Origin of the sequence: Chelatococcus sp. HY11 (genome assembly GCF_018398335.1) — a bacterium.
Taxonomy (GTDB): Bacteria; Pseudomonadota; Alphaproteobacteria; order Rhizobiales; family Beijerinckiaceae; genus Chelatococcus.
The window spans coordinates 4,073,847-4,099,439 of record NZ_JAHBRX010000001.1; the positions used below are offsets into that span (position 1 = coordinate 4,073,847).

Annotated in this window: 24 protein-coding genes; 23 read left to right on the forward strand and 1 reads right to left on the reverse strand. The window is 63.7% G+C overall.

From position 1 onward, the window contains the following. The first annotated feature begins 212 nt into the window (after nucleotides 1-212). The 16 genes from galU to KIO74_RS18605 all read left to right on the forward strand — a co-directional run bounded on the left by galU (nucleotide 213) and on the right by KIO74_RS18605 (nucleotide 15,175). Nucleotides 213-1,127 carry a UTP--glucose-1-phosphate uridylyltransferase GalU gene (galU, locus tag KIO74_RS18530; protein WP_213333237.1) on the forward strand — a complete coding sequence of 305 codons (915 nt, stop codon included), beginning with the start codon at nucleotides 213-215 and terminating at the stop codon, nucleotides 1,125-1,127. Nucleotides 1,128-2,168: 1,041 nt separating this feature from the next. Beyond that, entirely contained in the window at nucleotides 2,169-2,819 is a 651-nt protein-coding gene (locus KIO74_RS18535; protein ID WP_213333238.1) for a TetR/AcrR family transcriptional regulator, read from the forward strand. An 86-nt stretch (nucleotides 2,820-2,905) separates the two neighbouring features. Then, nucleotides 2,906-3,703, forward strand: a complete 798-nt coding sequence (locus KIO74_RS18540) for an ABC transporter ATP-binding protein (RefSeq protein WP_213333239.1) — start codon at nucleotides 2,906-2,908, stop codon at nucleotides 3,701-3,703. Continuing rightward, nucleotides 3,700-4,479 carry an ABC transporter ATP-binding protein gene (locus tag KIO74_RS18545; protein WP_213333240.1) on the forward strand — a complete coding sequence of 260 codons (780 nt, stop codon included), beginning with the start codon at nucleotides 3,700-3,702 and terminating at the stop codon, nucleotides 4,477-4,479. Before KIO74_RS18540 ends, KIO74_RS18545 begins: the two co-directional genes overlap by 4 nt. A 19-nt stretch (nucleotides 4,480-4,498) precedes the next feature. Continuing rightward, a complete protein-coding gene (locus KIO74_RS18550; RefSeq protein ID WP_213333241.1) occupies nucleotides 4,499-5,698 on the forward strand; it encodes an ABC transporter substrate-binding protein in 1,200 nt (399 codons plus the stop codon). Between the two features lie 2 nt (nucleotides 5,699-5,700). Beyond that, on the forward strand, nucleotides 5,701-6,564 hold the full coding sequence (locus tag KIO74_RS18555) for a branched-chain amino acid ABC transporter permease (RefSeq protein ID WP_213321598.1): 864 nt from the start codon (nucleotides 5,701-5,703) through the stop codon (nucleotides 6,562-6,564). 4 nt (nucleotides 6,565-6,568) lie between these two features. Next, nucleotides 6,569-7,468 carry a branched-chain amino acid ABC transporter permease gene (locus KIO74_RS18560; protein WP_213333242.1) on the forward strand — a complete coding sequence of 300 codons (900 nt, stop codon included), beginning with the start codon at nucleotides 6,569-6,571 and terminating at the stop codon, nucleotides 7,466-7,468. Beyond that, the gene (locus KIO74_RS18565) at nucleotides 7,465-7,959 is read left to right on the forward strand and encodes a GAF domain-containing protein (RefSeq protein WP_213321596.1); all 495 of its coding nucleotides are present in this window, start codon (nucleotides 7,465-7,467) and stop codon (nucleotides 7,957-7,959) included. Before KIO74_RS18560 ends, KIO74_RS18565 begins: the two co-directional genes overlap by 4 nt. Nucleotides 7,960-7,991: 32 nt before the next feature. Continuing rightward, on the forward strand, nucleotides 7,992-9,230 hold the full coding sequence (locus KIO74_RS18570) for a metal-dependent hydrolase family protein (protein WP_213333243.1): 1,239 nt from the start codon (nucleotides 7,992-7,994) through the stop codon (nucleotides 9,228-9,230). A 22-nt stretch (nucleotides 9,231-9,252) separates the two neighbouring features. Next, nucleotides 9,253-10,476, forward strand: coding sequence for an ABC transporter substrate-binding protein (locus KIO74_RS18575; protein ID WP_213333244.1), 1,224 nt, complete (start codon nucleotides 9,253-9,255; stop codon nucleotides 10,474-10,476). Between the two features lie 37 nt (nucleotides 10,477-10,513). Continuing rightward, nucleotides 10,514-11,407, forward strand: coding sequence for a branched-chain amino acid ABC transporter permease (locus KIO74_RS18580; RefSeq protein ID WP_213333245.1), 894 nt, complete (start codon nucleotides 10,514-10,516; stop codon nucleotides 11,405-11,407). Beyond that, the gene (locus KIO74_RS18585) at nucleotides 11,407-12,294 is read left to right on the forward strand and encodes a branched-chain amino acid ABC transporter permease (protein WP_213333246.1); all 888 of its coding nucleotides are present in this window, start codon (nucleotides 11,407-11,409) and stop codon (nucleotides 12,292-12,294) included. Before KIO74_RS18580 ends, KIO74_RS18585 begins: the two co-directional genes overlap by 1 nt. Continuing rightward, the gene (locus tag KIO74_RS18590) at nucleotides 12,291-13,049 is read left to right on the forward strand and encodes an ABC transporter ATP-binding protein (RefSeq protein WP_213333247.1); all 759 of its coding nucleotides are present in this window, start codon (nucleotides 12,291-12,293) and stop codon (nucleotides 13,047-13,049) included. Before KIO74_RS18585 ends, KIO74_RS18590 begins: the two co-directional genes overlap by 4 nt. Then, nucleotides 13,046-13,762, forward strand: a complete 717-nt coding sequence (locus tag KIO74_RS18595; protein WP_213333248.1) for an ABC transporter ATP-binding protein — start codon at nucleotides 13,046-13,048, stop codon at nucleotides 13,760-13,762. The genes KIO74_RS18590 and KIO74_RS18595 overlap by 4 nt, the downstream gene beginning before the upstream one ends. Nucleotides 13,763-13,930: 168 nt before the next feature. After that, nucleotides 13,931-14,653, forward strand: a complete 723-nt coding sequence (locus tag KIO74_RS18600; RefSeq protein ID WP_213333249.1) for a haloacid dehalogenase type II — start codon at nucleotides 13,931-13,933, stop codon at nucleotides 14,651-14,653. A 27-nt stretch (nucleotides 14,654-14,680) separates the two neighbouring features. Continuing rightward, nucleotides 14,681-15,175, forward strand: coding sequence for an Lrp/AsnC family transcriptional regulator (locus tag KIO74_RS18605; protein ID WP_213333250.1), 495 nt, complete (start codon nucleotides 14,681-14,683; stop codon nucleotides 15,173-15,175). A gap of 40 nt (nucleotides 15,176-15,215) precedes the next feature. Here KIO74_RS18605 and KIO74_RS18610 read toward each other — a convergent pair whose 3' ends face one another. Beyond that, nucleotides 15,216-16,688 (reverse strand): NAD-dependent succinate-semialdehyde dehydrogenase, encoded by a 1,473-nt coding sequence (locus KIO74_RS18610; protein WP_213333251.1) that lies wholly within the window; start codon nucleotides 16,686-16,688, stop codon nucleotides 15,216-15,218. A gap of 286 nt (nucleotides 16,689-16,974) precedes the next feature. On the opposite strand from KIO74_RS18610, the gene KIO74_RS18615 reads away from it, so the two are divergent. The 7 genes from KIO74_RS18615 to KIO74_RS18645 all read left to right on the forward strand — a co-directional run bounded on the left by KIO74_RS18615 (nucleotide 16,975) and on the right by KIO74_RS18645 (nucleotide 25,593). Continuing rightward, the gene (locus KIO74_RS18615; protein WP_249731060.1) at nucleotides 16,975-17,322 is read left to right on the forward strand and encodes a tRNA-binding protein; all 348 of its coding nucleotides are present in this window, start codon (nucleotides 16,975-16,977) and stop codon (nucleotides 17,320-17,322) included. A gap of 30 nt (nucleotides 17,323-17,352) precedes the next feature. After that, nucleotides 17,353-18,648 (forward strand): 4-aminobutyrate--2-oxoglutarate transaminase, encoded by a 1,296-nt coding sequence (gene gabT / locus KIO74_RS18620; RefSeq protein WP_213333253.1) that lies wholly within the window; start codon nucleotides 17,353-17,355, stop codon nucleotides 18,646-18,648. Nucleotides 18,649-18,811: 163 nt separating this feature from the next. Next, nucleotides 18,812-19,570 (forward strand): FadR/GntR family transcriptional regulator, encoded by a 759-nt coding sequence (locus tag KIO74_RS18625; protein WP_213333254.1) that lies wholly within the window; start codon nucleotides 18,812-18,814, stop codon nucleotides 19,568-19,570. A gap of 74 nt (nucleotides 19,571-19,644) precedes the next feature. After that, nucleotides 19,645-20,628, forward strand: coding sequence for a substrate-binding domain-containing protein (locus KIO74_RS18630; RefSeq protein WP_213333255.1), 984 nt, complete (start codon nucleotides 19,645-19,647; stop codon nucleotides 20,626-20,628). Nucleotides 20,629-20,742: 114 nt separating this feature from the next. After that, entirely contained in the window at nucleotides 20,743-22,641 is a 1,899-nt protein-coding gene (locus KIO74_RS18635; RefSeq protein WP_213333256.1) for a sugar ABC transporter ATP-binding protein, read from the forward strand. A gap of 20 nt (nucleotides 22,642-22,661) precedes the next feature. Further along, nucleotides 22,662-23,639, forward strand: a complete 978-nt coding sequence (locus KIO74_RS18640; RefSeq protein WP_213333257.1) for an ABC transporter permease — start codon at nucleotides 22,662-22,664, stop codon at nucleotides 23,637-23,639. 13 nt (nucleotides 23,640-23,652) lie between these two features. Continuing rightward, a complete protein-coding gene (locus KIO74_RS18645; protein ID WP_213333258.1) occupies nucleotides 23,653-25,593 on the forward strand; it encodes a D-apionate lactonase family protein in 1,941 nt (646 codons plus the stop codon).

Genomic DNA, 25,593 nt, shown 5'->3' on the forward strand with positions numbered 1-25,593 from the left:
GCGAAATATATTTTTGTATATCGACCGTTCGATCGCTACACGAGCGCTTATCGATCACCCCGTGCGCCATGGGCTGCGGGAGGCGTTAAGTTCTGGTGAGCTTAGTGGCAGATCACGAGATGTGGCGTAACGTGGAAGATTACGCCATGCGGGGGGAGCGCTTCAGCTTGCATGTTGATCAGCCCATTCCTATGGAGTTTAACGAAGCGCCTATGACAGAAAACAATGTAATTACAGAACGTTCATTGGCCACCCCCCGCCGTATCCGGAAGGCGGTGTTTCCGGTGGCGGGGCTTGGCACGCGGTTTCTGCCGGCGACGAAGGCGATGCCGAAGGAGATGCTGACCGTCGTCGACCGGCCGGTGATCCAGCATGTGGTCGATGAGGCCCGCGCCGCCGGCATCGAGCATTTCGTCTTCGTCACCGGCCGCAACAAGAGCGTCATCGAGGACCATTTCGACAGCCAGTTCGAACTGGAGCGCACCCTCGAGGCCCGCGGCAAGACCAAGGAGCTGAAGGCGCTGCTCGAGGACCTGCCCGGCCCCGGCCAGACCAGCTTCACCCGCCAGCAGGCGCCGCTCGGCCTCGGCCATGCGGTGTGGTGCGCCCGCGAGATCGTCGGCGACGAGCCCTTCGCGCTGCTCCTGCCGGACATGCTCCACCACGGCGCGACGCCGTGCCTCGCCGACATGATCGCCGCCTATGAGGCCCATGGCGGCAACCATATCGCGGTGGCGCCGGTGCCGGAGGACCAGACCCACCAGTACGGCATCGTCGGCGTCGAGGATGCCGCGGCCAAGGTGTCGAAGATCACCAGCATGGTCGAGAAGCCGCCCAAGGGCACGGCCCCCTCGAACCTGCACATCACCGGCCGCTATATCCTGGAGCCGGCGATCTTCGACCTCATCGCCACCCAGGAGCGCGGCGCCGGCGGCGAGATCCAGCTCACCGACGCCATGCTGACCCTCGCCAAGACCCGCCCCTTCCACGCCACCCGCTTCGACGGCGCCATCTATGACTGCGGCTCCAAGACCGGCTTCCTCGCCGCCAATGTCGCCTATGCCATGGACAGACCAGACATCGCGCCTATCCTCAGGCAGGATATCAAGGCGATCTTGAAGGATTAGTGAGTTCTGTACGAAGATACTCCAGATTTCGCGCTTCGATGATGAGTGTCTGATATTTGAAGTATCGGATATATTTATATTATTCCCGGCCGGGTGCGGCTCCTGCGAGGCTTCAAGCCTCGCAGGGCCCTTGAACCACGCGCGCGTATAGTAATCACGCTCCGGTCCGTCGAATTCTCCGCTTTGCATGCAGCATCGATTGAAATCTGCGTCCGGAGCCGCAGGCGCAGAGGTCTTTGCGGCCGAGTTCCTCGATGGGTTCGACATGGCCGTGGATGACGCGATCGCCACGTTTAACGTAGGTCTCGGAGCGATGGAGCCGGCGACGTTTGCTCATGATCTCAAAAGGAGGCCATGTCGGCGATGGAGCGCGATGCCCAAACAGGACGATGGCTCGATCCGCTATTCGGATCGCGGTTCCTAGGGCGTGTCGTGAAGGGTGCGAACAATGTTGCCACGCCCAACCGATATCAGGTCGAGCCAGTCGTGGAGCCGGGCCGCGTTGCTATCGCGTTCATGCACCGCCGCGAGCAATGTGCGCAGCCCCCTGGCTCAGCGCTTCCTCTGCCGCCAGCGGGCGCCGGCCCGTGGCCGGCTTTACGTTTCGAAAAGATTTCACCTCGACAGGCTCGCTCGTTAACAGCCCTTGGCTGCGCGTGCTGTGCCTTAAAAGAAGGCAGGTCGGCTGCGCGGACATGAGCCATGGCGTGCCGCGTGTCTGAATGCTTTGGCTTGGGATGTCCGGGCGCGTGGTCATCAATGCTGTTTTCCATACACCCTGGAAGCAGAAAATACGAAATTCCTGGCCGAAAATGGAACTAAAAATCGCTCAACCCCGCCGATGCTCAGGGACGGGCATAACGCATGGATTAACAATGCCGGCCAGGAGAAGAGGGTGAGGGCGATGGTGCGAGATTTTCAGATTTGCGCATTTTTTAGGCATAAACTGCGTTGGTAGTTGCAAATATAAACAGGCCCGTATGTACAAACATACTTGACTGTTTGTAAATTGCGATGCCTGATGGGGCCAAGGGAGCACCCATGGCAGTTCGCAGGCAACGTCGGACCCAGCAGGAGCGTAGCGCCGATACATCGGAAAGGCTGCTCAATGCGACCATCGATCTATTGCATGATCGTGGTCTTTATCGCATGTCTACGTCCGAAATTGCCGAGATAGCAGGTCTATCCCGGGGCGCGCTGACGCATCATTTTAGTTCTAAAGAGGAGATAATTGTCGAGGCGGTTGGATATATGCTTCGAAAGGTAACTGCCGGACTGCATGAAATGGCCGAAGGTATCCGTTTCTCTGGTAGTTCTACGGATGAAATTGTCGAATATCTGTGGCGAATGATGAATGATCGCCTGTTTTACGTGACGATGGAGTATCTTCCCGAGGCGCGGCACAACCCGGAGTTCCGTGAGAAGATCGTCCCGGTCGTCAAGGAATTTCACGAAGGGCTCAATGCCGTATGGGCTGAGCTCGCGGCGCAGGCAGGCGTCAGCGTGGATCAGGTTCTCGTCTTGATGAATGCCACCATGTGCATGTTTCGCGGGATGATCGCACAGACGACCGTCAAGGACGATCCCGCCTATTTCCAGGAATTGCTTCAATTCTGGAAGGGGCAGGTCAGGCGGGAATTCAATGCCGTCGTGGCCTCTTCGCCGGTCATACGGCGGGCGGCCCGAAGCTAGAAGTCTGCGCATACCCAAGCAGTGCACTTCGTGGGTGTCAGAGTCATAGCGCGTGTTTCGCGCGGTTAAGAACACGTTGGGGGACCATGCAAACACAGGAGCTACGAGGGCCGAGCGCGCCGGCGTATCCACTTGCCGTGGAGAATGTCCGGTTATCCTTCGCCGGTCTGAAGGCGTTGGATGGCGCCTCGTTCCACGTTACGCCCGGTATCGTGACCGGTCTTATCGGCCCCAATGGCGCCGGCAAGACGACGATGTTCAATGTCATATCGGGGCTTTATCGTGCCGATGCCGGGTCGATCTCCTTCATGGGTCAGGCCATCGAGACGATGAGCCCGCACCGGATATCGCGTCTCGGTCTCGTCAGAACCTTCCAGATCGCCCGCGGCTTTCCGAAGCTCACGGTGTTCGAGCATCTCATGGTCTATGGCGCCCGCCAGCCCGGCGAGCGGTTGCTGACGGCGGTTTTCGGCTCGGCTGAAGCGCGCCGGCGCGAGGCCGAGCTGTCCGAGAAGGCGCTGGCTGTTGCCGCGCGCCTGCGTCTTTCCCACGTCATCGACAACAAGGTCACCGATCTCTCCGGCGGGCAGAAAAAACTGCTCGAGATCGGCCGGGCGCTGATGGCCGACCCGCGCATGATCCTGTTCGATGAGCCAGCCGCCGGCGTCAATCCGACATTGGCGGAGGAGATCGGCGATCAACTTCTGCTTCTGGCCGAGGAGGGCCTGACGGTTCTGCTCATCGAGCACGACATGGCCCTGATCGAGCGCATCTGCCGCCGTGTCATCGTCATGGCGCAAGGCCGCACATTGGCGGAAGGCAGTTTCGAGGACGTCCGCAATAATGCGGAGGTGCAGGACGCCTATCTCGGAGGCCGGCGATGAATGCCCACAGGAGCCTGATCGAGGTCACCGGCCTCGTTGGCGGCTATGCCTCTGCCGAGCAGATCGTCAAGGGTGTCGCGATGGGGGCGGATGCGGGGGAACTCGTCACCATCATCGGCCCCAACGGCGCGGGCAAGTCGACCGCGTTGAAACTGATTTCCGGCCTGCTGCGTCCCGCGCAGGGGCATGTCTATATCAACGGCGAAGACGTCGCCGGGCAGTCCCCGCAGGCGATTGCGCGGGCCGGGCTTGGCTTTGTCCCGCAGGAACGCAACATCTTCGGTTCCCTCTCGGTTGCCGAGAATCTGGAGATGGGTTGCCGCTTCGAGCGTGGCGCGTTCAAGGAACGGGCGGCCGAGGCCTATGCGCGCTTCCCGATGCTGGCAGACAAGCGCCGCACGGCGGCGAAGAGCATGTCCGGCGGGCAGCGGCAGATCCTCGCGATGGCGATGGCGCTCATGGCGAAGCCGCGGGGCTTGCTGCTCGATGAGCCGACCGCGGGCCTCAGCCCGAAGGCTGCCCACGAATTATTCGACTATATCAGGCGTATCGCGGCCGAGGGCATCGCCATTCTGATGGTGGAGCAGAACGCGCTGGAATCGTTGTCGGTGTCCGATCGGGCCTATGTGCTCGTGGATGGCCGCAACCATCTGGAAGGCACGGCGGATGCCGTCGCGAATGATCCAGATATTCGCCGGCTCTTCCTTGGCGGACGCAGCACGAACGGAACGCAATCCGGTAACGACAAGCCGGCGGGCACGGATGCGCAGACGTAATTGTGGTGGAGGGTGAACCATGAAGATTGATTTCACGCGTCGTAGTTTCCTTGGAACGAGCATGCTCGCCGCCGGCACGGTGGCGATGCCGGGAATCCTGCGTGCGCAGGAGGGCCCGATCAAGCTTGGCACGTTGACGCCGCTGACCGGCTCGGGCGGCGCCTATGGGCCGGTGATGGCCGAGACCGTGAAGAAGGCCGCGGCCGAGATCAACAAGGCGGGCGGCGTGCTCGGCCGCGAACTCGTCATCATCTCCGAGGACGACCAGACCAATCCGGAAGCCGGGCTGCGCGCTGCGCGCAAGCTCATCGACGTCGACAAGGTCTCGGCGATCATGGGCACCTGGGCTTCGTCGGTGACGACGGCTGTAGCGCCGGTCTGCTGGCAGAGCGGCGTGTTCCTCACGACGGCGTCGGGCGCTGACTCCATCACCAAGCTGCCGCACCAGGGGTTCATCATCCGGACTCAGCCGAATACGACCTTGCAAGGTCGCAAGTTCGGCGAGTTCGCGCTCGAACTCGGTGCGAAGAACGTCGCATTCGTGTCGCCGCAGACCCCCTTCACCGATTCCCAGTATGCGGAGCTGAAGAGGGCGGTCGAAGCCGCGGGTGGCAAGACGTCGATCCTCATCTACGACGACAAGAAGACAACACTGCGCACCGAAGTGGACCAGGCGCTGCGGGGCAAGCCCGACGCGATCGTGATGGGCGGTTACACCACCGACACCGCGGTCTTGGTGCGCGATCTGTACAGGGCTAACTACAAGGGCAAGCTGCTTGGGTTCGGCTATGCGGTGAACAAGCAGCTGGTCGATGCTCTACCGCCGGATGTGAGCGAGGGCATCGTCACCCTGTCGCCGTCGGCCGCTGAGGGCACCAATGGCTACAAGCATGTGGTCAAGTTGCTGGGGATCGATTCGCCGGACACTTACAGCTGCCAGATCTATGATCACGTCAATCTTGTCTCGCTGGCCATGGCCGCGGGCAAGGGCACAACCGGCGCGGTCATCAAGGACAATGTTCGCAAGATCGCGCAAGGCGGCGGCGAGAAGGTCGATAACGCGGTCGATGGTCTGAAGCTCGTCGCTGCCGGCACTAAGATCGACTATGATGGCGCCTCTGGCCCGTGCGATTTCACCGATATCGGTGACATCCAGGATGCCCAGTTCCGTTACGAGCAGATCAAGGGCGGCAAGATCGTCCTCCTGAAGATCGCGTAACCATGGATGCGGTCCTCCAGGCGCTGATCAACGGCATCATCTCCGGGACGCTTCTTGCCGTCCCGGCGCTAGGCTTCAGCGCGATCTTCGCTGTGCTCCGCTTCCCCAATTTCGCCATTGGCGCATTGGCGACGGCGGGTGCCTATTGTGCCTGGGTGGTAAATGTCAGCCTCGGCCTCCCGATTCCGGTGGCGATTTTCGCCGCCTTTGTGGGGGCCGGGCTCGCCGGCGCCTTGCTGGAATATGGCGCGCTGGAGCGGCTCGGCCGCGGCGGCGCGCTGATGAAGGCCATCGGCTCGCTGGCGATGGGCATGGTCATCGAGAACATTGTGCGCTTCATCTTCGGCAATGATCTTCAGGCTTTCGACCTCCCGCTCGCGCGCGACATCGTTTTCGGGCCAATCCGCGTGGGCCCGCAGCAGCTCAATAATCTCGTCCTCGCGCTTGTGATCATGGCTGCGGTCTGGGCCTTTCTCTCGCTCACCAGCCTCGGTCGGTCGATGCGAGCGGTTGCCGACAATCCTGATCTGGCGCGTCTCAAGGGTGTCAATCCTCGCTTCATCGCGCTGGTGACGGTTGCCATCGGCAGCGGCCTTTGCGGCATCGGCGGAACGCTCATCGGCCTTGATACCGCGATCGATCCGCTGGTCGGCGGGCGTGTGCTCCTGTCCGTCTTTGCAGCTGCGGTCCTCGGTGGCCTCGGCAGCATTCCCGGCGCGGTGGCCGGCGCTTTCCTCATCGGCATCGTTGAGGAGTTCACGGTTCTCGCCCTTTCGCCCGCCTACCGACTGGCGGTCGGCTTCATCGTGATCCTGGTCGTTCTCACCGTGCGGCCGTCCGGGCTTCTCGGCAGCAAGGCGAACTGACGACATGCTCACCTACATCCTTTTTGCGCTCGTCATCGGCTCGGTCTATGCGCTGCTCGCGCAGAGCCTGATGCTGTCATGGGGGCTTGCGGGGCTGGTCAACCTGGGTCTCGCTGGTTTCTTCGCGGTCGGCGCCTATGCCTCGGCCATGCTCACGACCTGGGGCCACGCGCCGATCCCGGTGGGGGTGGCGGTTGCCATGCTGGCCGGAGGTTTTGTCGGGCTCATCGTCTGCTTCTCGACGCTCAGGCTGCGTGATGACTACCTTGCGATCGTCACGCTGGGCTTTGCCGAGATCGTGCGGCTCGTTGCATCCAACGAGGTGTGGCTGACCGGCGGCACAGATGGCATCTCCGGCATTCCGGTTCTGGTACCGCGCGATGCAGGCATCTGGTTCCATGCTGGCTCGCTGGCCATCATCGCGGCAGCGGTGGCCGTGGTCTATCTTCTCCTGCGCCGTCTCTTGCGCTCGCCTTGGGGGCGCAGCCTCAGGGCTATTCGCGAGGACCAGACGGTGGCTTCCGTCGCCGGCAAGAGCATCGTGCGGTTCAAGGCGCAGGCCTTCTCGCTGGCCGCGGCCATTGCCGGCCTAGCGGGCGCCTTCTATGGGCACTACACGAGCTACGTCGCGCCGGATCTCTTCCAGCCGCTCATCACGATCTACATCTTCCTGGCCGTGACAGCCGGCGGCAATGCACGCCCAGCGGGCGCCGTCATTGGCGCGTATCTGCTGGTCGCCTTCCTCGAGGCCACACGCTTCATCGCGGAACTGGCGCCCGGCGTGTCGGCCGTTCAGGCGGCCTCTCTCCGGGAAATTGTGGTTGGGCTCGGCCTGGTGCTCATCCTCAGCTTCCGACCGGACGGCCTCCTTCCCGAACGTTCACAGAAAGCACCCGCGCAATGACCGATACCCTCATCAAGGCCTATCTATCCGTCACAGATGCCATCGCCGCCGATGCGAGCCCTGAGGCCGCTTACCGCGCCGTCGACAAGGCCGTGGCGGATCTTCTCGGCCACCAGCTCTTCACCATTCTCGTCCGGTGCGAGAATGGCGAGGAGGTTGAACGCGTCTATTCCTCGCAGCCGGTCGCCTATCCAGTCCAGGGCCGCAAGCGCATGGGACCAACCCCGTGGGGCGACCTCGTCTTGAAGCGCAAGCAGACTTTCCTCGGGCCCGATGTCGCCGCTATCCGCTGGGCTTTCCCGGATCACGAACTGATCGAGAGCCTTGGCCTCGGCTCGGTCATCAACGTTTCCGTCCAGCAAGGCGGCGAGATTCTCGGGACGCTCAATGTCCTCGACCGTGAGGGCGCCTATACCAGCGAAGATCAGGTCGCGCTGGTTCGCTCCTTCACCGCCTTCCTCATTCCCGCATTGACCAAGGCGCGCGTCTGACGCCGCATCCTTAACGACGTTCGGAGTTTGTTATGAGCACGATCCTGTTCCAGAACGCTGATATTCTCGATGGGCGTTCTGACGAGGCCCTCGCCGGGCATCATGTGCTGGTCGAGAACGGCGAGATTCGTGAAGTGTCGGACAAGCCGATCCAATCGTCGTCGGCCGTGGTCGTCGACCTCGCCGGCAAGACGCTGATGCCGGGGCTCATCGACTGCCACGTGCATGTCATCGCCACCACGACCAACCTCGGCCTCAATGCCGAGCTCCCGAACACGCTGGTCGCGCTGCGTTCGGCCAAGATCATGCGCGACATGCTGATGCGCGGCTTCACCACCGTGCGCGACCTCGGCGGCGCGGAATACGGCCTCGTGCAGGCGATCGACGAAGGGCTGATCGAGGCGCCGCGTCTCGTGATCTGCGGCAAGGCGCTGTCGCAGACCGGCGGCCACACCGACTATCGCGGCCGCTATCATGCACGCAATGTGGACTATTACGCCGACCGGGCGGGCACGCTCGGCCGCGTCGTTGATGGCGTCGATGCGCTGCGCCGTGCCGCGCGCGAGGAGATCAAGGGCGGCGCCCAGTTCATCAAGATCATGGCGAATGGCGGCGTGTCGTCGCCGACCGATCCGATCGCCTTCCTCGGCTTCTCGGATGACGAGCTGCGCGCGGCGGTCGAAGAGGCCCATCATGCCCAGACCTATGTGGCCGCGCATCTCTATACCGACGAAGGCATCCGCCGCGCCGTCGAACTCGGCGTGGAATCGGTTGAGCATGGCAACCTCATCACCGCCGAGACGGCGCGGCTGGTGAAGGAGCGCGGCGCCTATGTCGTGCCCACGAACGTTACTTTCGACTACCTTGCCAAGGAAGGCGCATCCTATGGCCTGCCGCCCGAGTCCGTCGCCAAGATCGAGGACGTGCGCGCGCAGGGTCTGGCGGCGCTTGAGATCCTGCACAACGCCGATGTCATGATGGCCTACGGCTCGGATCTGCTGGGCGAGATGCACCGCCACCAATCGGACGAATTCCTGCTGCGCCGGGATGTGCTGCCGGCGATCGAGGTCATCCGCTCGGCCACCATCAACGCAGCCAAGGTCGTGCGGCAGGAGGGCAAGCTCGGTGTCGTGGCCGCCGGAGCGCATGCCGACCTGATCGTGGTCGACGGCAACCCGCTGAAGGACATGGCGCTTCTGACCGGCCAGGGCAAGCATATGCCGGCCATCATGAAGGCCGGACATTTTGTGAAGAACGAACTCGGCGTTTGAGCCGGCCCAAATGGAGGGGAAAATGATCAATCGTCGTACATTACTCACAGCTGTCGCCGGCACTGGAGCCCTCATGGCCGCTCCATCCGTTCTGCGGGCGCAAGGCGCGGGTTCCGGTCCGATTCGCATCGGCGCGCTCAATCCGGTGACTGGCTCGGGCAGCCCGTACGGCTCGGGCATGCAGAAGATGATCCTGGCTGCCGCCGAAGCCGTCAACGCTGCCGGCGGTGCCGCGGGGCGTCCCATCGAGATCACTGCCGAGGATACCCAGACCAATCCGCAGGCGGGCGTTCTGGCCGCGAAGAAGCTCATCGAGGCCAACAAGGTGCAGGCCATCCTGGGCACCTGGTCGTCGGGCGTCTCTCTGGCGGTCATCCCCCTCTGCAATGATGCCGGCATCCCGCTCTTCCACTGCTCGGGCGCGCCGGCCCTGTCGACGCCGCCGGCCAACGCCAAGGGTCTCGGGTTCCGCTTCCAGGCGACCAACGGTCGCTTCGGCCGCGCGTTTGCCGAGATCTGCGTCAAGGAAGGCTTCAAGCGGCCCGCGACGATGGCCTTCAACAACGCGTCGGGCATCGGCAACACCGAGGGGTTCCGCCAGGCGTGGGAAGCCAAGGGCGGCAAGGTCGTGGAGAGTGTCGTCTACGAACCGAACCAGGCTTCCTACCGTTCGGAACTCATGAAGGTGCTCGCGGCGCAGCCCGACGTCATCGTCACCGGCTCCTATCTCGCGGATACGACCATTTTGCTGCGTGAGTGGTTCCAGAGCGGCCAGCCGGTCCGGTGGATCATACCGGGATGGGCCGCCAACCCGGACCTCATCAAGGCCCTTGGCCCCGAGGTGACCGAAGACATCATCTCCGTCGACTCGGTCTCCAACGAGGGTTCCCCGGCCTATGCCCAGTTTGACGCCGCCTACCAGAAGGCGATGAACCAGCCGGGAAGCGCGAACGTCTATGCTGCGATGACCTGGGACATGGTCAATGTACTGGCGCTCGCCATCGAGGCGGCCGGCTCCTCCGACATGTCCGCGGTCGTGCCCAAGCTGCGCGAAGTCGGCAACCCGCCCGGAACCGTGGTCTCGTCTTTCGCCGAGGGCAAGGCGGCCTTGAAGAACGGCAAGATCAATTACGACGGCGCCTCGTCGGTCCTCGATTTCGACCAGTATGGCGACGTCACGCCGGACTTCGGCGCGTATTTCATCACGGGTGGCAAGCTGGAACGCCGCTACATCGTCAAGATCTGATCACGTCATATCCGGCGGCGAAGGTTCGGCGCCGGATATGTCCTTAGTCTACGCGAGGCACATAGCGTTGTTCTACGCTCAGCTTATCGTTAACGGGCTCGTCCAGGGGCTGATCGTCGGGCTTGCCGCGCTTGCGGTGACGCTCGTCTTCGGCGTGGCGCGGTTTGCCAATGCGGCAACCGGCGACACCATGACCTTCGGCGCCTATGCCGCTCTCATCGGCCAAAAGGCGACGGGCTCACTCGTCGTGGCCGGTGGGGCCGCGGTCGGAGCCACGGCCCTCTTGTCGCTCACGGTCTATGCGCTGGTGTTCCGGAAACTCGCCGGGCGCTCGGTGGTGGCGCTGCTGGTCACGTCGATCGGCGTCGGCTTCCTGCTGCGCGCCGCGCTTGGCATCATCTTCGGCCATAACCAGCAGCTCTTCACGGTGCCGCTGGTTCGACCGATCCGTTTCAACGGGCTCATCATCAATCCCTTCGACCTGCAACTCGCCGCGGTGGCGGCGGTGGCGCTGGTTGGGGTGTTCCTCGTGCTCTACGCGACGCCGATCGGCCGGCGCATGCGCGCGGTCGCCGACAACCGGGAACTGGCGCTTGTCTCCGGCATCCGGCCGGAGCGCGTCATGATCGCCCTGTGGATGCTGGTCGGCGCCGTGACCGGCGTCGCCGGCATGATGCTCGGGATGAAGACGGTGGTCTCGCCGGAACTCGGCTGGGAGATGCTGCTGCCGGCCTTCGCGGCCGCCATCCTCGGCGGCATCGGCAGCCCGGCGGGAGCTGTCATCGCCGGCCTGCTGCTGGGCGTGGTGCAGGAGCTTTCGACACCTTTCGTCGGTTTCACCTATAAGCTGTCGATCTCCTTCGTGGTCCTGCTTCTGGTGCTTCTAGTGCGTCCGCGTGGTCTTTTTGGCCGGCTTGAGGGAGTGCGCTGATGGAGGCCTATCTCGTCGCAATCGCCATCGTTGCCCTCATCTATGTGCTGCTCGCGCTGGGTCTGACGCTGCAATATGGCTTCACGGGACTGATCAATTTCGGCCATGTCGGCTTTTTCGCCATAGGAGCCTATACCTCGGCCATCCTGGCGATGAGCGGCGTGCCGCTCGTCCTGAGCTTTGCCGCGGGAACCATCGTCGCGGGCCTCGCCGCATGGCCGATCGGCCTGATCGCGCTGAGGCTCCGCGATGACTATTTCGCCATCGTGACGCTGGGCTTTTCCGAGACCGTGCGTCTCGTCATTACCAGCGAGAAGTGGCTGACCAACGGTGTGCAGGGCATTCCGGCCATCCCGCGCATGTTCGCGAGCATCTCGGTCGGCTCGCTCGCCTCCTTCGCGGTGCTGGCGGTGCTGCTGGTTGTCACGATCATCGCGGTTTTAGGCATGGGTCGTATCGTGAAGAGCCCCTTCGGCCGCATCATCGAGGCAATCCGCGACAATGAGGATGCGGTGAAGGCGCTCGGCAAGGATCCGGCGCGCTTCAAGGTGCAGGTGCTCATCCTGGGATCGGGCCTCGCCGGTCTCGCGGGCGCCTTCTACGCCCACTACATCACCTATATCGTGCCGGATCAGTTCATTCCCCTCGTCACCTTCTATGTCTGGATGGCGATCATCATCGGAGGGGTCGGGCGTGTTTCGGGCGCCGTTGTGGGCACGGTGCTGCTGATGGTCCTGCTCGAGGGCTCTCGCTTCATTCGCGATGTCATGCCCTTCATCTCGGACGTGGAGATGGCCTCGGTACGCCTTGGTGTCATCGGCCTCCTGCTGATCCTCTTCACCATTTACCGCCCGCAAGGTCTCATGGGAGATTTTACCCGGCGATGAGCTTGCAAATCACGGATATCCGCAAGGCCTTCGGCGGCTTCCAGGCCCTCGATGGCGTCACTCTCTCGGTGGGCGAGGGGCAATTGGTCGGGCTTATCGGCCCGAACGGCGCCGGCAAATCCACCCTCTTTTCGGTCGTGTCCGGCTTCATCGAGGCCGACACCGGCGAAGTGCGTTTCAAGGGCGTCGATCTGGACCGGCAATCGCCGGCCGCCCGTGCCCGCAAGGGCCTCCTGCGCACCTTCCAGGTGCCGCGCGAGTTCAGCCATCTCACCGTTCGCGACAATCTCAAGGCAGCCGCGCCCGGGCAGACGGGCGAGGGGCTCGTCGGCCTGTTTCTGCGGCCGGGCGAGGTGGCGCGCGAGGAAGCCGTCATCACGGCGAAGGCTGACGAGGTCATCGCCTTCCTGCGACTCGGACATGTCGCCGATCTGCCTTCCGGGCGGCTGTCCGGCGGGCAGAAGAAATTGCTCGAGCTCGGACGCGTGTTGATGGTGGAGCCATCGCTGATCCTGCTCGACGAACCCTTTGCCGGTGTCAATCCGGTGTTAATCGAGGAACTGGTCGAGCGTATCCGCGAACTCAACGCACGGGGCATCGGCTTTCTCATCATCGAGCATGACCTGCAGGCCCTCACGCGGCTCGTGCCCACCCTCCACGTCATGGATCGCGGCCGGATCCTGGCCTCCGGCACGCCGGGCGAGGTGCTGGAGGATGCCAAGGTCCGTGAAGCCTATCTCGGAGGCGCGGCGTGAGCGACCCAAAGGCAGTTCTCGAAATCCGCAACCTGTGTGGCGGCTATGGCGAGGTTGATATCCTCAACGGCATAGATCTCGTGCTGCGCGAGAAGGAAATCCTCACCGTCGCCGGCACGAATGGCGCGGGTAAGTCCACGCTGGCCAAGGCGATTGTCGGACTGCTGCCGCGCGTCAATGGCGACATCCACGTCGACGGGCAGGATATCCTCGCCGTTCCCGCCTATCGGCGCATGGCCCATGGCATCGGTTACGTGCCGCAGGTCTCCAATGTGTTCGCGGCCCTTTCGATCACGGAGAACCTGCAGGTTGTCGCCGGCGTTCCGGATCGCAGGCAGCGCATCGAGGAGATGTTCACGCTGTTCCCCCTGCTCGGGGAGCGCCGGCGCGCCCGTGCGGGCAGCCTCTCCGGGGGCGAACGTCAACAGCTCGCCTTCGCGCGCGCCCTGATGTCACGTCCCACGTTGATGGTGCTCGACGAGCCGACGGCGGCACTGGCGCCCGCCAAGGTGGCGGAAGCCTTCGCCCTCATCGCCCGCTTGCCCGCGCTCGGGGTGTCCACGCTCATCGTCGAGCAGCGCGCCCGCCAGTCGCTCGCCATATCCGATCGGGGCTGCATCCTCGATGGCGGCAAGGTGGCCCTGGAGGGGGCGGCTGACGCGCTTCTGGCGGATCCGCGCGCGGCAGAACTCTATCTCGGCCAGGCCGGATAGGCGGTCGCAGCTTTCTGCTGTCTGTTGCCCGCCGCGAGGCATCCGCTTTGGAAGCGGCAGGTTGAAACAGCAGACGATGGCGCCGGCTTGGTTTAGACAAAAACGATCCTGCGAGGGCTGCCTCGCGCCGTCTTTTGCGCTCAATCAACGACGTTCAAGGAGTTCACCATGCGCCTGACCGACTTCAAGGTTCTGACCTTCGACTGCTACGGCACGCTGATCGACTGGGAAAGCGGCATGGTCGAGGGGTTGAAGCCTCTGACGAGCAAGGTTCAGCGCCCGCTGACGCGCAACGAGATCCTCCAGGCTCACGCCCGGCATGAATCGACGCAGCAGCTTCACACCCCCGCGATGCGCTATCGCGACTTGCTAGCGATCGTCTACAAGCGCCTGGCCGAGGAATGGGGCGTGACCGTGAGCCATGAGGATTGCGTGGCCTATGGCCTGTCCGTTCGTAACTGGCCGGCCTTCCAGGATTCACCCGGCGCGCTCCAGTATCTCAAGAAATTCTACAAGCTCGTTATTCTGTCGAACGTCGATAACGAGACCTTCACCTATAGTAACAAGAAGCTGCAGGTTGATTTCGATGCGATCATCACGGCGGAAGACATCGGATCCTACAAACCGAGCCTGAAGAATTTCGAGTATATGATCGAGACGCTCGGCAATATGGGGCTTGGCAAGGGCGATATCCTGCATACCGCAGAAAGCCTGTTCCATGATCACAAGCCGGCGAATGCCATGGGGCTCGCCTCTTGCTGGATCCATCGCCGTCACCAGGATGAAGGCTTCGGCGCCACCATGAACCCCGGTGATTTGCCCAAATACGATTTCCGCTTTACGAGCATGGGTGAACTGGCGGCCGCGCATCAGGATCAGCTGCGCGCCTGACAGCGGGGCTAATAACAGGGTGGTGCGATGGCGGGGTTGCCCAAGCTGGATCGGATCGACATCAAGATCCTGACTCACCTGCAAAGGGATGGGCAACTCACCAACGTCAGCCTCTCGGAACTCGTCGGGTTGTCGCCGTCTCCCTGCCTCCAGCGCGTCAAGCGGCTGGAGGCGGCCGGCTACATCACCGGCTACAGCGCGCATATCAACATGCGCAAGCTCGCCGAATGCGTGACCGTCTTCACGGAAGTGACGCTCGCTGATCATCGCCGCGAGGATTTCGTGAAGTTCGAGGCGAGCATCCGCAGCATCGAAGAGCTGCTGGAATGCCATTTGCTCAGCGGCGGCTATGATTATCTGCTGCGCTTCATGGTGCGCAGTATCGCGCACTATCAGGAAGTCATCGAAGCGCTTGTTGACCGCAACATCGGCATCGAGAAATACTTCAGCTACATCGTTCTCAAGACGCCGCTGGTCAAGACCGAGCTACCCATACAGACGCTGCTCAGCGAAACGAAGTAAAAGAGGCCGGATAGTGTCCGGCCTTTTGCATGATGGAGGCTCAGGCGGCCGGATCGAGGCCGCCGACATGCAGCGTTTTAGTCTCCAGATACTCGTCGAGGCCATATTTGGAGCCCTCGCGGCCAAGGCCTGACTGCTTGATGCCGCCGAAGGGCGCGACTTCCAGCGAGACCGAGCCCGTATTGAGGCCGACCATGCCGAATTCCAGCCGCTCAGTCACGCGCCATGAGCGGCGGATGTCCTGCGTGAAGAAGTAGGACGCGAGGCCGAAGGGCGTCGCGTTGGCAATGGCGATGGCCTCGCTCTCTTCGCCAAAGCGGAAGAGTGGAGCGAGCGGCCCGAAGGTTTCCTCACTGGCAAGCACCATCTCGGTGGTCGCGCCGGTGAGCACGGTCGGCGTCGCGAAGAGCGTGCCGGGCCGCGCCGCGTCGCCGATGAGAATGCTGGCCCCTTTGGCGCGGGCATCGTCGACATGGTGCGCCACCTTGTCGACCGCCGCCTGGTTGATCAGCGGCCCGATGGTGACGCCGTCATCGAAGCCATTGCCCACCTTGAGCTTCGCTACTTCCGCGGCGAGCCGCCGCGCGAAGCGATCATAGATGCCATCCTGCACGAGGATGCGGTTCGCGCAGACGCAGGTCTGGCCGGCATTGCGGAACTTGCTCGCCATGACCCCCGCGATGGCGAGATCGAGATCGGCGTCGTCGAAGACGATGAAGGGCGCGTTGCCGCCGAGCTCGAAGCTCAGGCGCTTCACGCTGTCGGCGCTCTGGCGCATGAGAAGGCGGCCGACACGGGTGGAGCCTGTGAAGGACAGCTTCCGCACGGTCTCGTTGCTCGTGAGTTCCCCGCCGATACCGTCCGGCATGCCGGTCAGCACGCTGAAGATGCCCTTTGGGAGGCCCGCCCGCTCTGCCAGAACGGCGAGGGCCAGCGCCGAAAGGGGCGTGAAATCCGAGGGTTTCACGATCACCGGGCAGCCCGCCGCCAAGGCTGGCGCGCATTTGCGGGTAATCATGGCATTGGGGAAGTTCCACGGCGTGATGGCGGCGGAGACGCCGACAGGCTCGCGCAGCGTGATGATGCGCCGGTCTGTCGAGGGGGCCGGGATGGTGTCGCCATAGATGCGGCGGGCTTCCTCGGCGAACCATTTCACGAAGCCGGCTCCATAGGTGACTTCGCCGCGGGCTTCCGCGAGCGGCTTGCCCTGTTCGGCGGTCATGATGACCGCGAGATCCTCGGCATTCTCCAGCATGAGGCGATGCCAGACCTCGAGGAGGCGGCCACGCTCGGCGGAGGGCAGGGCGCGCCAGCGCGGCCAGGCCTCGTTGGCGGCTGCGATTGCGGCGCGTGTTTCGTCCGCGCCGAGAGCCGGCACATGGGCGATGGTTTCGCCGGTGGCCGGATTGAGGACGGGAAGTGCTTCCCCATTGCGGGCGTCCTCCCATTCGCCGCCGATGAAGGCTTTCTCGGCGAGGAGAGAGGGATCGCGGAGGCGCTGCTTGAGAGACATGGGATGCCTTTGCGAAAGGGTACGGAGCTGTAGTCTTGCAGCGTGCCTTTCGGCTCAAGGATTTGCTGCCGTAAATCGCCCTAGAACAGAGCAGCCTGCCGCGCCGGGCACGCGGAACAGCATCGCTTGTCGCTTGCGGAGCGCTTGAATGCGGACAGGTCACGCTGCTTTGGGACGAAACGCCCCAAGCGCAGATAACCCGATGAATTCGAAGAGCTTAGAGCCTGCCCTGGGCAGATGGCCGTTGCCCTATCTGGCAGTAAGCGCCAGCAGACGGAGAAAAAAGTTGTCCGCCCCCGTAAAGCCTGAAGCCGTCTACGACGATTTCGCGAAACTCGACATTCGCATTGGCCGTATCGTGCATGTGGAGCCGTTTCCGCGCGCCAGAAACCCGTCGTATAAGGTTGCGGTTGACCTTGGTGAGCTCGGTATTCGCTGGTCAAGCGCGCAGATCACGAGCTACACGCCCGACCAGCTCACGGGGACGGACGTTGCCTGCGTCGTCAACTTCGCGCCGCGTAACATAGCCGGCTTCCAATCCGAAATCCTGATCCTCGGCGCCCGCAACGCCCTCGGCCACGTCATCCTCCTGACGCCGCGCTCCGATGTCGCGCGCGGCGAGACCGTGTTCTGACCCCAATCCCCTGAGTATCTGGAGACTGCCATGAACGCCTCTGCGCGTAAGACCGAGCTTCTGCTGGCGGAGCGCGCGCGGCATGTGCCGCGCGGTGTCGCAACCGCGCATCCCGTGGTCATCGAGCGCGCACTCGGCGCCGAGGTGTGGGATGTGGACGGCAAGCGCTACCTCGATTTCGTCGGCGGCATCGGCGTGCTCAACGTCGGCCACAACCACCCGCGCGTTGTCGAGGCGGTCTCACGCCAACTGCAGAAGGTTTCGCACGCGGCCTTTCAGGTCGCCGCCTATGAGCCCTACATCGATCTCGCAGCCCGCCTGAACAAACTCATCGGGGGCGATGATCATTACAAGAGCATCTTCCTCACGACCGGAGCGGAAGCGGTCGAGAATGCCATCAAGATTGCACGTGGCTACACCAACCGTCCGGGCGTCATCGCCTTCCGCGGTGGGTTCCACGGCCGCACTTTGCTGGGCGTGACGCTGACCGGCTTCAGCCAGCCCTACAAGCAGAACTTCGGTCCCTTCCCGACTGACATCTATCACGCGGCCTATCCGGATCTGTATCGCGGCATCACCACGGACAAGGCGCTCGCCTCCCTGGAGGAGGTCTTCGCGACCGAGATAGCGCCCGACCGCGTGGCCGCGATCATCATCGAGCCCGTGCAGGGCGATGGCGGCTTCCTGCCGGCGCCGGACAACTTCCTCGTCGCGCTGCGCGAGATCACAAAGCGCCATGGCATCGTGCTCATCTGCGATGAGATTCAGACCGGCTTTGGCCGCACGGGTGACCTGTTCGGCTTCCAGCGTTCGGGCATCAAGCCCGATCTCGTGACGGTGGCGAAGAGCCTCGCCGGTGGTCTGCCCCTGTCCGGCGTCGTCGGCCGGGCCGAGATCATGGACGCGCCGACCCCCGGTGGCCTTGGCGGCACCTATGGCGGCAACGCGCTGGCCTGCGCGGCGGCGCTTGGTGTTCTCGACGCTTTCGAGAAAGAGGGCCTTCTGGAGCGCGGCGCGGCTGGTGGTGCCCGCCTGCGGGCCGGTTTGGAGGCCCTGCAGCGCCGATACAGCGACCGCATCGGCGAAGTGCGCGGGCGTGGCAGCATGCTCGCTGTCGAGATCGTGGCCGACGCGGCCAGCAAGCGTCACGACGCGGACTTCGCCCAGGTCGTCATCGACAAGGCGCGCGAGGAGGGGCTTCTGATCATCAAATGCGGCGTCCACCGCAACGTCATCCGCTTCCTTGCGCCGCTCGTGACCACGGATGCGCAGATCGACGAGGCTGTGGCGGCGTTCGGCAAGGCTTTCGCATCGGCTGCCGGCTAATCCTTCCAACGCCAGTTCCTGACGCATGAAAAGCGGAGCGCCTCGTCGCTTCGCCTTTTTTGTTGTGCTTGACAGCGGGGCGAAAACGCGGCTTTCTCATCTGGTCTTCTGGTTGGACCAGTAGATCAGCGAGAGGCATGAGGGAGGCCATAAGGGGGCGTTCATGGCGGTCTCGGCGAAGAGTTCGGAAGCCATTGTCCTGGCGGAGGTGCCGTCGTTTCGCGATGCGATCGTGAAGCGCTCGCTGAAGGACGTGATCGCCGACAGGATCGCCGGACTGATCGCATCCGGCATCGTCCAGGTGGGAGATGCGCTGCCGAGCGAGCGGGAGCTCGCATCCTCGCTCAACGTGAGCCGCGAGACGATGCGTGGCGCCATCCAGATCCTGGCCGCGCGCGGCATCCTCGAGATTTCCCACGGCGCTCGCACGCGGGTCGTGCGCGTCGACGTGGGGCCCGTGACCATCGGTGTGGGTCCGGCGCGGGCCATCAATGCCTATGATATTGATTCCGTTCATGCGGCCCGCCTTCTCGTCGAGCGCGAGGTGGTGGCCGGCGCCGCGCGGCGCGTCGACGACGAGACGCTGGCGACGCTGGAGGGGCTGCTCGCGGTGCAGAAGGAGGCGTTCGATGATCCCGTTGGCTTCCTGATCTGCGACAGGGAATTCCACGTCACGATCTATCGGGCATCGGGCAATGCCCTGCTCGCGGATTTCGCGGCGGATCTCTACAGCTACATGATGGAATATCGTCGTATCGCGGTGGCCCGCCCGGAGGCCATTGCGACGAGTTATGCGGACCATGCCGCGATTGTCGCGGCGTTGCGCGCCCATGATCCTGACGCTGCGGTCGCGGCCTTTGCAGACCACACGGACAGAATTTATCAAACAACGCAGACAGTAATGGGTATCGAAAAGAAGTAATAATTGCTCTGAATTGACATCTTATTGTCCTGACTACGCAAATAAAACGAATATAACATACGGAGGATAATGCTATGGAACGCAGGACAGTGTTGAAGCTCGCGTTGGGCGGCACGCTCGCGGCGAGCGCCGGTCTCGGCGGATTGCGCGCGGCGATGGCGGCTGGCAAGGACATTGCCTATCTCACGCCGGGTCTGGATCTTCCTTTCTGGCGCTACCTGTCGAAGGGTGTCGAGGCGGCGGCGAAGCAGAAGGGCTTCGGCTATCAGGCTCTCGATTCCCGGAACAGCGCGCAGACCCAGCTCCAGAACGCGCAGGATGTTATCGCGCGCGGCGTGGCGGGCATCGTGATCTCTCCGACGGATTCATCGACAGCGCCAAGCGTGCTCGAACTCGCGAAGAAAGCCAGTATTCCGGTCGTCATCGGTGATATCGGGACGAACAGCGGCGATTATTCTTCCTTCATCATCTCCGATAACTACAAGGGTGCTCACGGCGTCGGTTTGGCGCTGGCGGCGGCTTTGAAGAAAAAGGGCTGGCAGGACGGCTCTGTCGGCATCATCGCCATTTCCCAGGCGCGCAAGAACGGCCAGGCGCGCACCAAGGGCTTCCTGGATGGCCTGAAGGAAGGCGGTTTCACCGGCAAGGAGGCGGGCCTGCAGCAGATGCAGTCCTATACGGCTGATGAAACCTTCAAATTCACGCAGGACATGCTCACGGCCAACCCCGGCATGCGCGGTCTGTTCATCCAGACGGACCAGCCTGCTCTCGGCGCGCTCCGCGCCATCAAGGCAGCCCGCCGCGACGGCCAGGTGCTTGTGGCGGCCTTCGACGGCATTCCCGAATTCGTCGACCTGCTGAAATCCGGGCAAATCGTCGTGTCCGGCATGCAGCAGCCCTATCTGATGGGGGTGCGCTCCGGCGAAGCCTTGCTCGCGACCCTCGACGGCAAGACGCCTGAGAAGGAAATCACTGTGCCGATCCTGGTGATCACCAGTGAAAATATAGAAAAAGAATTGCCCACAGTGCGCAGGACGGTCTTCGCCGACGAGGTCTGATGTCTCCGTCGTGAGGCGTATTGTTGTCGAGGACTTCGCAATGGAACGCATGGTGCGGCGCTGTTCAAGCCCGCGCCATGCGAAAACTCTTCATCGTAAACGGCGGGAATCAGGATGAAACCAGCGCCATCCGCTGATCCGCTGCCGGTATTGCTGGCGGCCAGCAAGATCACGAAGACCTTCGACAAGACACGTGCCCTGGCGGGCGCGGATTTCGAGCTGCGCGAGGGCGAGATTCACGGGCTGCTGGGGGCGAACGGCGCGGGAAAGTCGACGCTCTCCAAGGTCATCTCCGGCCACTACATCGCCGATTCCGGCTCCATCCAGTATCGCGGGCATGACATCCAGCTCCGCAATACGCGTGACGCGCTGCGCGTCGGCATTGCCATCGTGATGCAGGAGACGAGCCTCGTTCCTGATCTCACGGTGCTCGAGAACATCTTCCTGCCGGAACTCGGGCGTCCCGGCCGGCTTGACTACGGTGCGCTGAAGGAGCGCGGCAGGCGCATTCTCGACAGCCTCGGACAGGGTGACAGCCTGCCCTTCGATTGGGAGGTCAGGCGGCTGTCCTCGGCGCAGAAGCAACTCGTCGAGATCGCCAAGGCGCTCGGTGTCGGCGCCAAGCTCATCATCTTCGACGAGCCGACCGCCTCTCTCAGCCCGGGCGAGGTGGACCGGCTGTTCGACGTGATGTCCCGCCTGCGCGACACCGGCCATGGCCTTGTCTTCGTCTCGCATCGGCTGGAGGAGGTGTTCTCCATCACCGACCGCGTCAGCGTCATGCGCGAGGGGCGGACGGTGATGAATGCCCGCCCGACGGCCGACTTGAGCCAGGCGGAACTCATCCGCGCCATGGTCGGGGCCGAGCTCGGCGCCATCTACACCGAGCCGCATGCCCTGGGCGAGGGGGAGGGCGGTCCGGTCATGCTCGAGGTCAGCCATCTCGCCGCCGCGCCCGTGGTGAAGGACGTGTCCTTCGCGGTGAGGGCAGGAGAGATCCTCGGCCTCGGCGGGCTTGTGGGGGCCGGACGTTCGGAGGCCGTCGAGGCGATCTTCGGCCTGCGGCCGCGCGAGGGCGGCGAGGTGCGGCTGGCGGGCAGGCCATTGAAGGGCGACAATCCGCAAGGGGCCATTCGGGCTGGGCTCGGCTTCGTGGCCGAGGACAGGCGGACGCAGAACATCGTGCCCGATCTCAGCGTGAAGGAAAACCTCCTGCTCGCTCATCTCGGCGCGCATCGCGGTTTCTTCTGCGGCTATCAGGCGCGGGAGCGCAAGGTCAGGGAACTGCTGCAGCGCCTGGGCCTGCCGGAAGACCGGCTGATGGACGCCTCCATGCTGAATTTCTCCGGCGGGATGCAGCAGAAGATCATCATGGCGCGCTGGCTCCTGCTTGAGCCGAAGGTGTTGATCCTCGACGAGCCGACCAAGGGTGTCGATATCGGCACGCGCGCCAGCATCTATGCGATGCTGCGGGACATCGTCGCCGAAGGCGTCGCGGTGGTGGTGGTGTCGTCGGACTTCGAGGAACTGCTCGGAATCAGCGACCGTATCGTCGTGATGAGCGACGGCCGCAGCATCGCGGACCTGCCGAGCGCCATGCTCGACGAGGCGAAGCTGACGCTGCTCGCCGCGCCGCGCACCTCGATGGCGCGCAATACGGCCCTTCTCAACCAGCTCGCCCACGAGCACGGTGGGGCGGGCTTCTGGGCGCTCATCGAGAAAGACAACCTCATCTGCCTGAACACGGTGGTCACCGATGCCGCGCTCGATCCCGGCTTCAGGGCCGGCGAGGCGCGCGGGCTCGCTGATACGCTGATCCCCCGGGCACTGAGCCAGCGCGAACTGATCTTCGTGCCGGAGGCGGACAAGAGCCGAACCACTCTGCTCGTTCCCATGCACAGCCCTCGTGGCCATGATCTCGGTTGGGTCGGCCTCACGCTGTCGCCCGGCACGGCGCTGCCGTCGCCCGAGGCGATCAAGGCCCGCATCGACACCATGGCGGCCACGCTGTGACCATCAAGGAGCCCTCTTCCATGGCATCCATCACCGCTTCCGGGCCTGCGCGCGGTTTCCGCCTCAAGACGCTGGCGCAGCGGCTCGAAGTGCGCATGCTGGCACTGGCGCTCATCATCGGCCTCTGCCTGTCGCTGCTGTCGCCTTATTTCCTCACGCAATCGAACATCTTCAACATGCTCGATCAGTCGGTGGTGATCGGCATCGTTGCGGTCGGCATGACCTTCGTGATCTTGACCGGTGGCATCGATCTCTCGGTTGGGTCTGTAGCTGGCCTCACCGGCATCATCCTCGGCCTGTCATTGCAGCAGATGCCGATCGTGCCGGCGATCGCGGTGGCGGTTCTTGCCGGGGGCGGCATCGGGCTGGTCTCGGGCCTGCTCATCAATGTCTTCGGCCTCGCCGCCTTCGTGGTGACGCTGGGCGTCATGGCCATCGGGCGCAGCCTCGCCTATATTCTGTCCGGACAGACGGCCATTTCCGGTATACCCGACGCGATGCAGAATATCGTCTACACGAATATTCTCGGCATCCCCTCGAACGTCTTGTTCCTGATCGTTCTCTATCTCGTCGCCTGGGCCTATCTCACTTATACCAAGGGCGGCCGCACCATCTACGCGGTGGGTTCGAACAAGGAGGCGGCGCGCGCCGCTGGCCTCAACACGCTGTTCTATTCCGTGCTGCCCTATGTGCTGTCGGGTGCGCTCTCGGCGGTGGCCGTGACCTTCTCGATCAGCCAACTCCTGTCCGCCGACCCGCTGATGGGCAATTCCATGGAGCTCGATGCCATCGCCGCCGTCGTCATCGGCGGCGCCAGTCTCTATGGCGGACGTGGCTCGATGATCGGCACGCTCATCGGCGTGTTCATCATGGTGATGATCCGCAACGGCCTCAACCTCATGGGCGTGTCGCCCTTCTGGCAGGGCTCGGCCATCGGCACCATCATCATCGTGGCGCTGCTCGTGGAGCGTCTCGTCAGCAGCCGCGCCAGCCGGTAGGAGGGACAAGCCTATGACATCCGCACCTTCGCCCGCCGTCATTCTTTTCGGCACAGACGAGCCGGTGCCCCCGCAACGCATCCTCAAGGCAGGCAAGCTCTCGGCGGAACTCGATGCCGGCAACCTCCGCCATATCCGCTTCGGCGGTGTCGAGATCATCCGCGCCATCTCCTTTATCGTGCGGGACCACAACTGGGGCACCTACAACCCTGTCATCACCGATCTCGCCATCAACGGCACGGACGCGGGGCTGACCGTCACCTATAAAGCGGTGACACGGGATGAGCGCCAGAGCTTCAGCTATGCCGCCGAGATCACGCTCGGCGAGGACGGTACGCTCGCCTTTGCGGCAACGGGGACGGCCGATACCGCTTTCCTCACCAATCGCACGGGCTTCGTGGTACTGCACCCGAGCGCTGCTTCCGGCCTGCCGGTCACCATCGAGCACGCTGACGGCGTGGTTGAGGAGCGAAGTTTTCCCGAGATCATCGACCCGGTCCAGCCCATGATGAACCTGCGCGCACTCATCCATGAGGCAGCGCCCGGTCTGCGCGTGAGCTGCCGCATGGAGGGCGATGTCTATGAAATGGAGGACCAGCGCAATTGGACGGACGCCTCCTACAAGACCTATGTGCGTCCGCTGGCGCTGCCCTGGCCCTATACGCTCGCGGAGGGCGAGGTGCTCGAACAGGCGGTCCACTTGCGAGTCTCCGGGCAGCCGGCGCAGGCGGCAGCGGCCGATGCGGGCATCACGGCCCATATCGGCGAGGCTGTGGGCGTCGTCCCGCCTCTCGGGCTGGGGCTCGATCCCGACGAGATCGAGGCGACGCGGGAAGAGGCCGGGACCTTGGCGCGCATCGGCGCCCGGCATCTCGTCGGCTTCCACGATCCCCGGCGTGGCCACGATCGCGAGACATTACGAGGACTGGCGGCGGCGGCCCAGGCCATCGGCGCCGAGCCCTGGCTTGAGGCTGTTATCGCCGATGTCGATGGTTACGCCGAGGAGATCGCCGCGCTCGGCCGCGAGGTGGCGACACTCGGCTCGCCTTTCCCGGTGGTGCTCGTCTCGCCCGCGCCCGATCTCAAATGCACCTTGCCCGGCAGCCCCTGGCCACCCGCGCCGCCGCCGCGTGACTTCTTCGCCGTGGCCCGCAAGGCCTTTCCCGGCGCCCGGCTCGGCGGCGGCATGTTCAGCTATTTCACCGAGTTGAACCGCAAGCGCCCGCCGAGCGACCTGTTGGATCTCGTGAGCTTCACCACGACGGCGATGCTTCATGCCGGTGATGACCACTCTATCACCGAGGGGCTTGAGTCCCTGCCAGCGATGGCGTTGTCGGCGGAGGCCATCGCCGCGGGCAAGCCCTGGGCCGTGGGGCCGAGCGCCATCGGCATGCGCATGAACCCCTATGGCGAGGCACTGATGGCCAACCCCGGCAATATCCGTCAGGCCATGAATTTCAACGATCCCCGCCAGCGCGGCCTGCTCGGCGCGGCCTGGACGCTCGGCTTCTTCGCCCGTTTCGCGGCCGGTGGTGCCTCCGCGATCACATTGGGCGGGACCACCGGCGCCTTCGGCGTGCTCCACAGCCGCCACTCCTGGCCGCAGCCGTGGTTCGATGACCATGGCGGGCTCTTTCCCGTCTTCCACGTTCTCAAAGGGCTCGCCGGCCTTGGTGGTGCCACCATGCGCCGCGTCGTCCTGTCCGAACCCTCGGCCGTGCAGGGGATCGCGGTAGAGCGCGCGGACGGCATCGAGCTGTGGCTCGCCAATCTCACCGGCGCCGATCAGGCTGTGCAAGTAGAGGGAACCATTGCGGAGCGGGCTGTTCTCGATGCCGGGACTTTCGTCGCCGCGACGAAAAATGCCGATGCGCTTGCCCTCATGGCGGAGGGCACTGTCAGCTCCACTTGCACACTCGCGCCCTATGCGGTTGCGCGTTTGCGATTGAACTGA

Excerpts from the sequence above, each read along its gene's own strand:
- KIO74_RS18645 (WP_213333258.1), top strand. The coding sequence starts at position 23,653 with ATGACATCCGCACCTTCGCCCGCCGTCATTCTTTTCGGCACAGACGAG.
- KIO74_RS18610 (WP_213333251.1), bottom strand. The coding sequence starts at position 16,688 with ATGTCTCTCAAGCAGCGCCTCCGCGATCCCTCTCTCCTCGCCGAGAAA.
- KIO74_RS18550 (WP_213333241.1), top strand. The coding sequence starts at position 4,499 with ATGAAGATTGATTTCACGCGTCGTAGTTTCCTTGGAACGAGCATGCTC.
- KIO74_RS18640 (WP_213333257.1), top strand. The coding sequence starts at position 22,662 with ATGGCATCCATCACCGCTTCCGGGCCTGCGCGCGGTTTCCGCCTCAAG.
- KIO74_RS18600 (WP_213333249.1), top strand. The coding sequence starts at position 13,931 with ATGCGCCTGACCGACTTCAAGGTTCTGACCTTCGACTGCTACGGCACG.
- KIO74_RS18565 (WP_213321596.1), top strand. The coding sequence starts at position 7,465 with ATGACCGATACCCTCATCAAGGCCTATCTATCCGTCACAGATGCCATC.
- KIO74_RS18560 (WP_213333242.1), top strand. The coding sequence starts at position 6,569 with ATGCTCACCTACATCCTTTTTGCGCTCGTCATCGGCTCGGTCTATGCG.
- KIO74_RS18535 (WP_213333238.1), top strand. The coding sequence starts at position 2,169 with ATGGCAGTTCGCAGGCAACGTCGGACCCAGCAGGAGCGTAGCGCCGAT.
- KIO74_RS18570 (WP_213333243.1), top strand. The coding sequence starts at position 7,992 with ATGAGCACGATCCTGTTCCAGAACGCTGATATTCTCGATGGGCGTTCT.
- KIO74_RS18630 (WP_213333255.1), top strand. The coding sequence starts at position 19,645 with ATGGAACGCAGGACAGTGTTGAAGCTCGCGTTGGGCGGCACGCTCGCG.
- KIO74_RS18555 (WP_213321598.1), top strand. The coding sequence starts at position 5,701 with ATGGATGCGGTCCTCCAGGCGCTGATCAACGGCATCATCTCCGGGACG.
- KIO74_RS18540 (WP_213333239.1), top strand. The coding sequence starts at position 2,906 with ATGCAAACACAGGAGCTACGAGGGCCGAGCGCGCCGGCGTATCCACTT.
- KIO74_RS18585 (WP_213333246.1), top strand. The coding sequence starts at position 11,407 with ATGGAGGCCTATCTCGTCGCAATCGCCATCGTTGCCCTCATCTATGTG.
- KIO74_RS18590 (WP_213333247.1), top strand. The coding sequence starts at position 12,291 with ATGAGCTTGCAAATCACGGATATCCGCAAGGCCTTCGGCGGCTTCCAG.
- KIO74_RS18635 (WP_213333256.1), top strand. The coding sequence starts at position 20,743 with ATGAAACCAGCGCCATCCGCTGATCCGCTGCCGGTATTGCTGGCGGCC.
- KIO74_RS18575 (WP_213333244.1), top strand. The coding sequence starts at position 9,253 with ATGATCAATCGTCGTACATTACTCACAGCTGTCGCCGGCACTGGAGCC.
- KIO74_RS18625 (WP_213333254.1), top strand. The coding sequence starts at position 18,812 with ATGGCGGTCTCGGCGAAGAGTTCGGAAGCCATTGTCCTGGCGGAGGTG.
- KIO74_RS18580 (WP_213333245.1), top strand. The coding sequence starts at position 10,514 with ATGTCCTTAGTCTACGCGAGGCACATAGCGTTGTTCTACGCTCAGCTT.
- KIO74_RS18605 (WP_213333250.1), top strand. The coding sequence starts at position 14,681 with ATGGCGGGGTTGCCCAAGCTGGATCGGATCGACATCAAGATCCTGACT.
- KIO74_RS18545 (WP_213333240.1), top strand. The coding sequence starts at position 3,700 with ATGAATGCCCACAGGAGCCTGATCGAGGTCACCGGCCTCGTTGGCGGC.
- gabT (WP_213333253.1), top strand. The coding sequence starts at position 17,353 with ATGAACGCCTCTGCGCGTAAGACCGAGCTTCTGCTGGCGGAGCGCGCG.
- galU (WP_213333237.1), top strand. The coding sequence starts at position 213 with ATGACAGAAAACAATGTAATTACAGAACGTTCATTGGCCACCCCCCGC.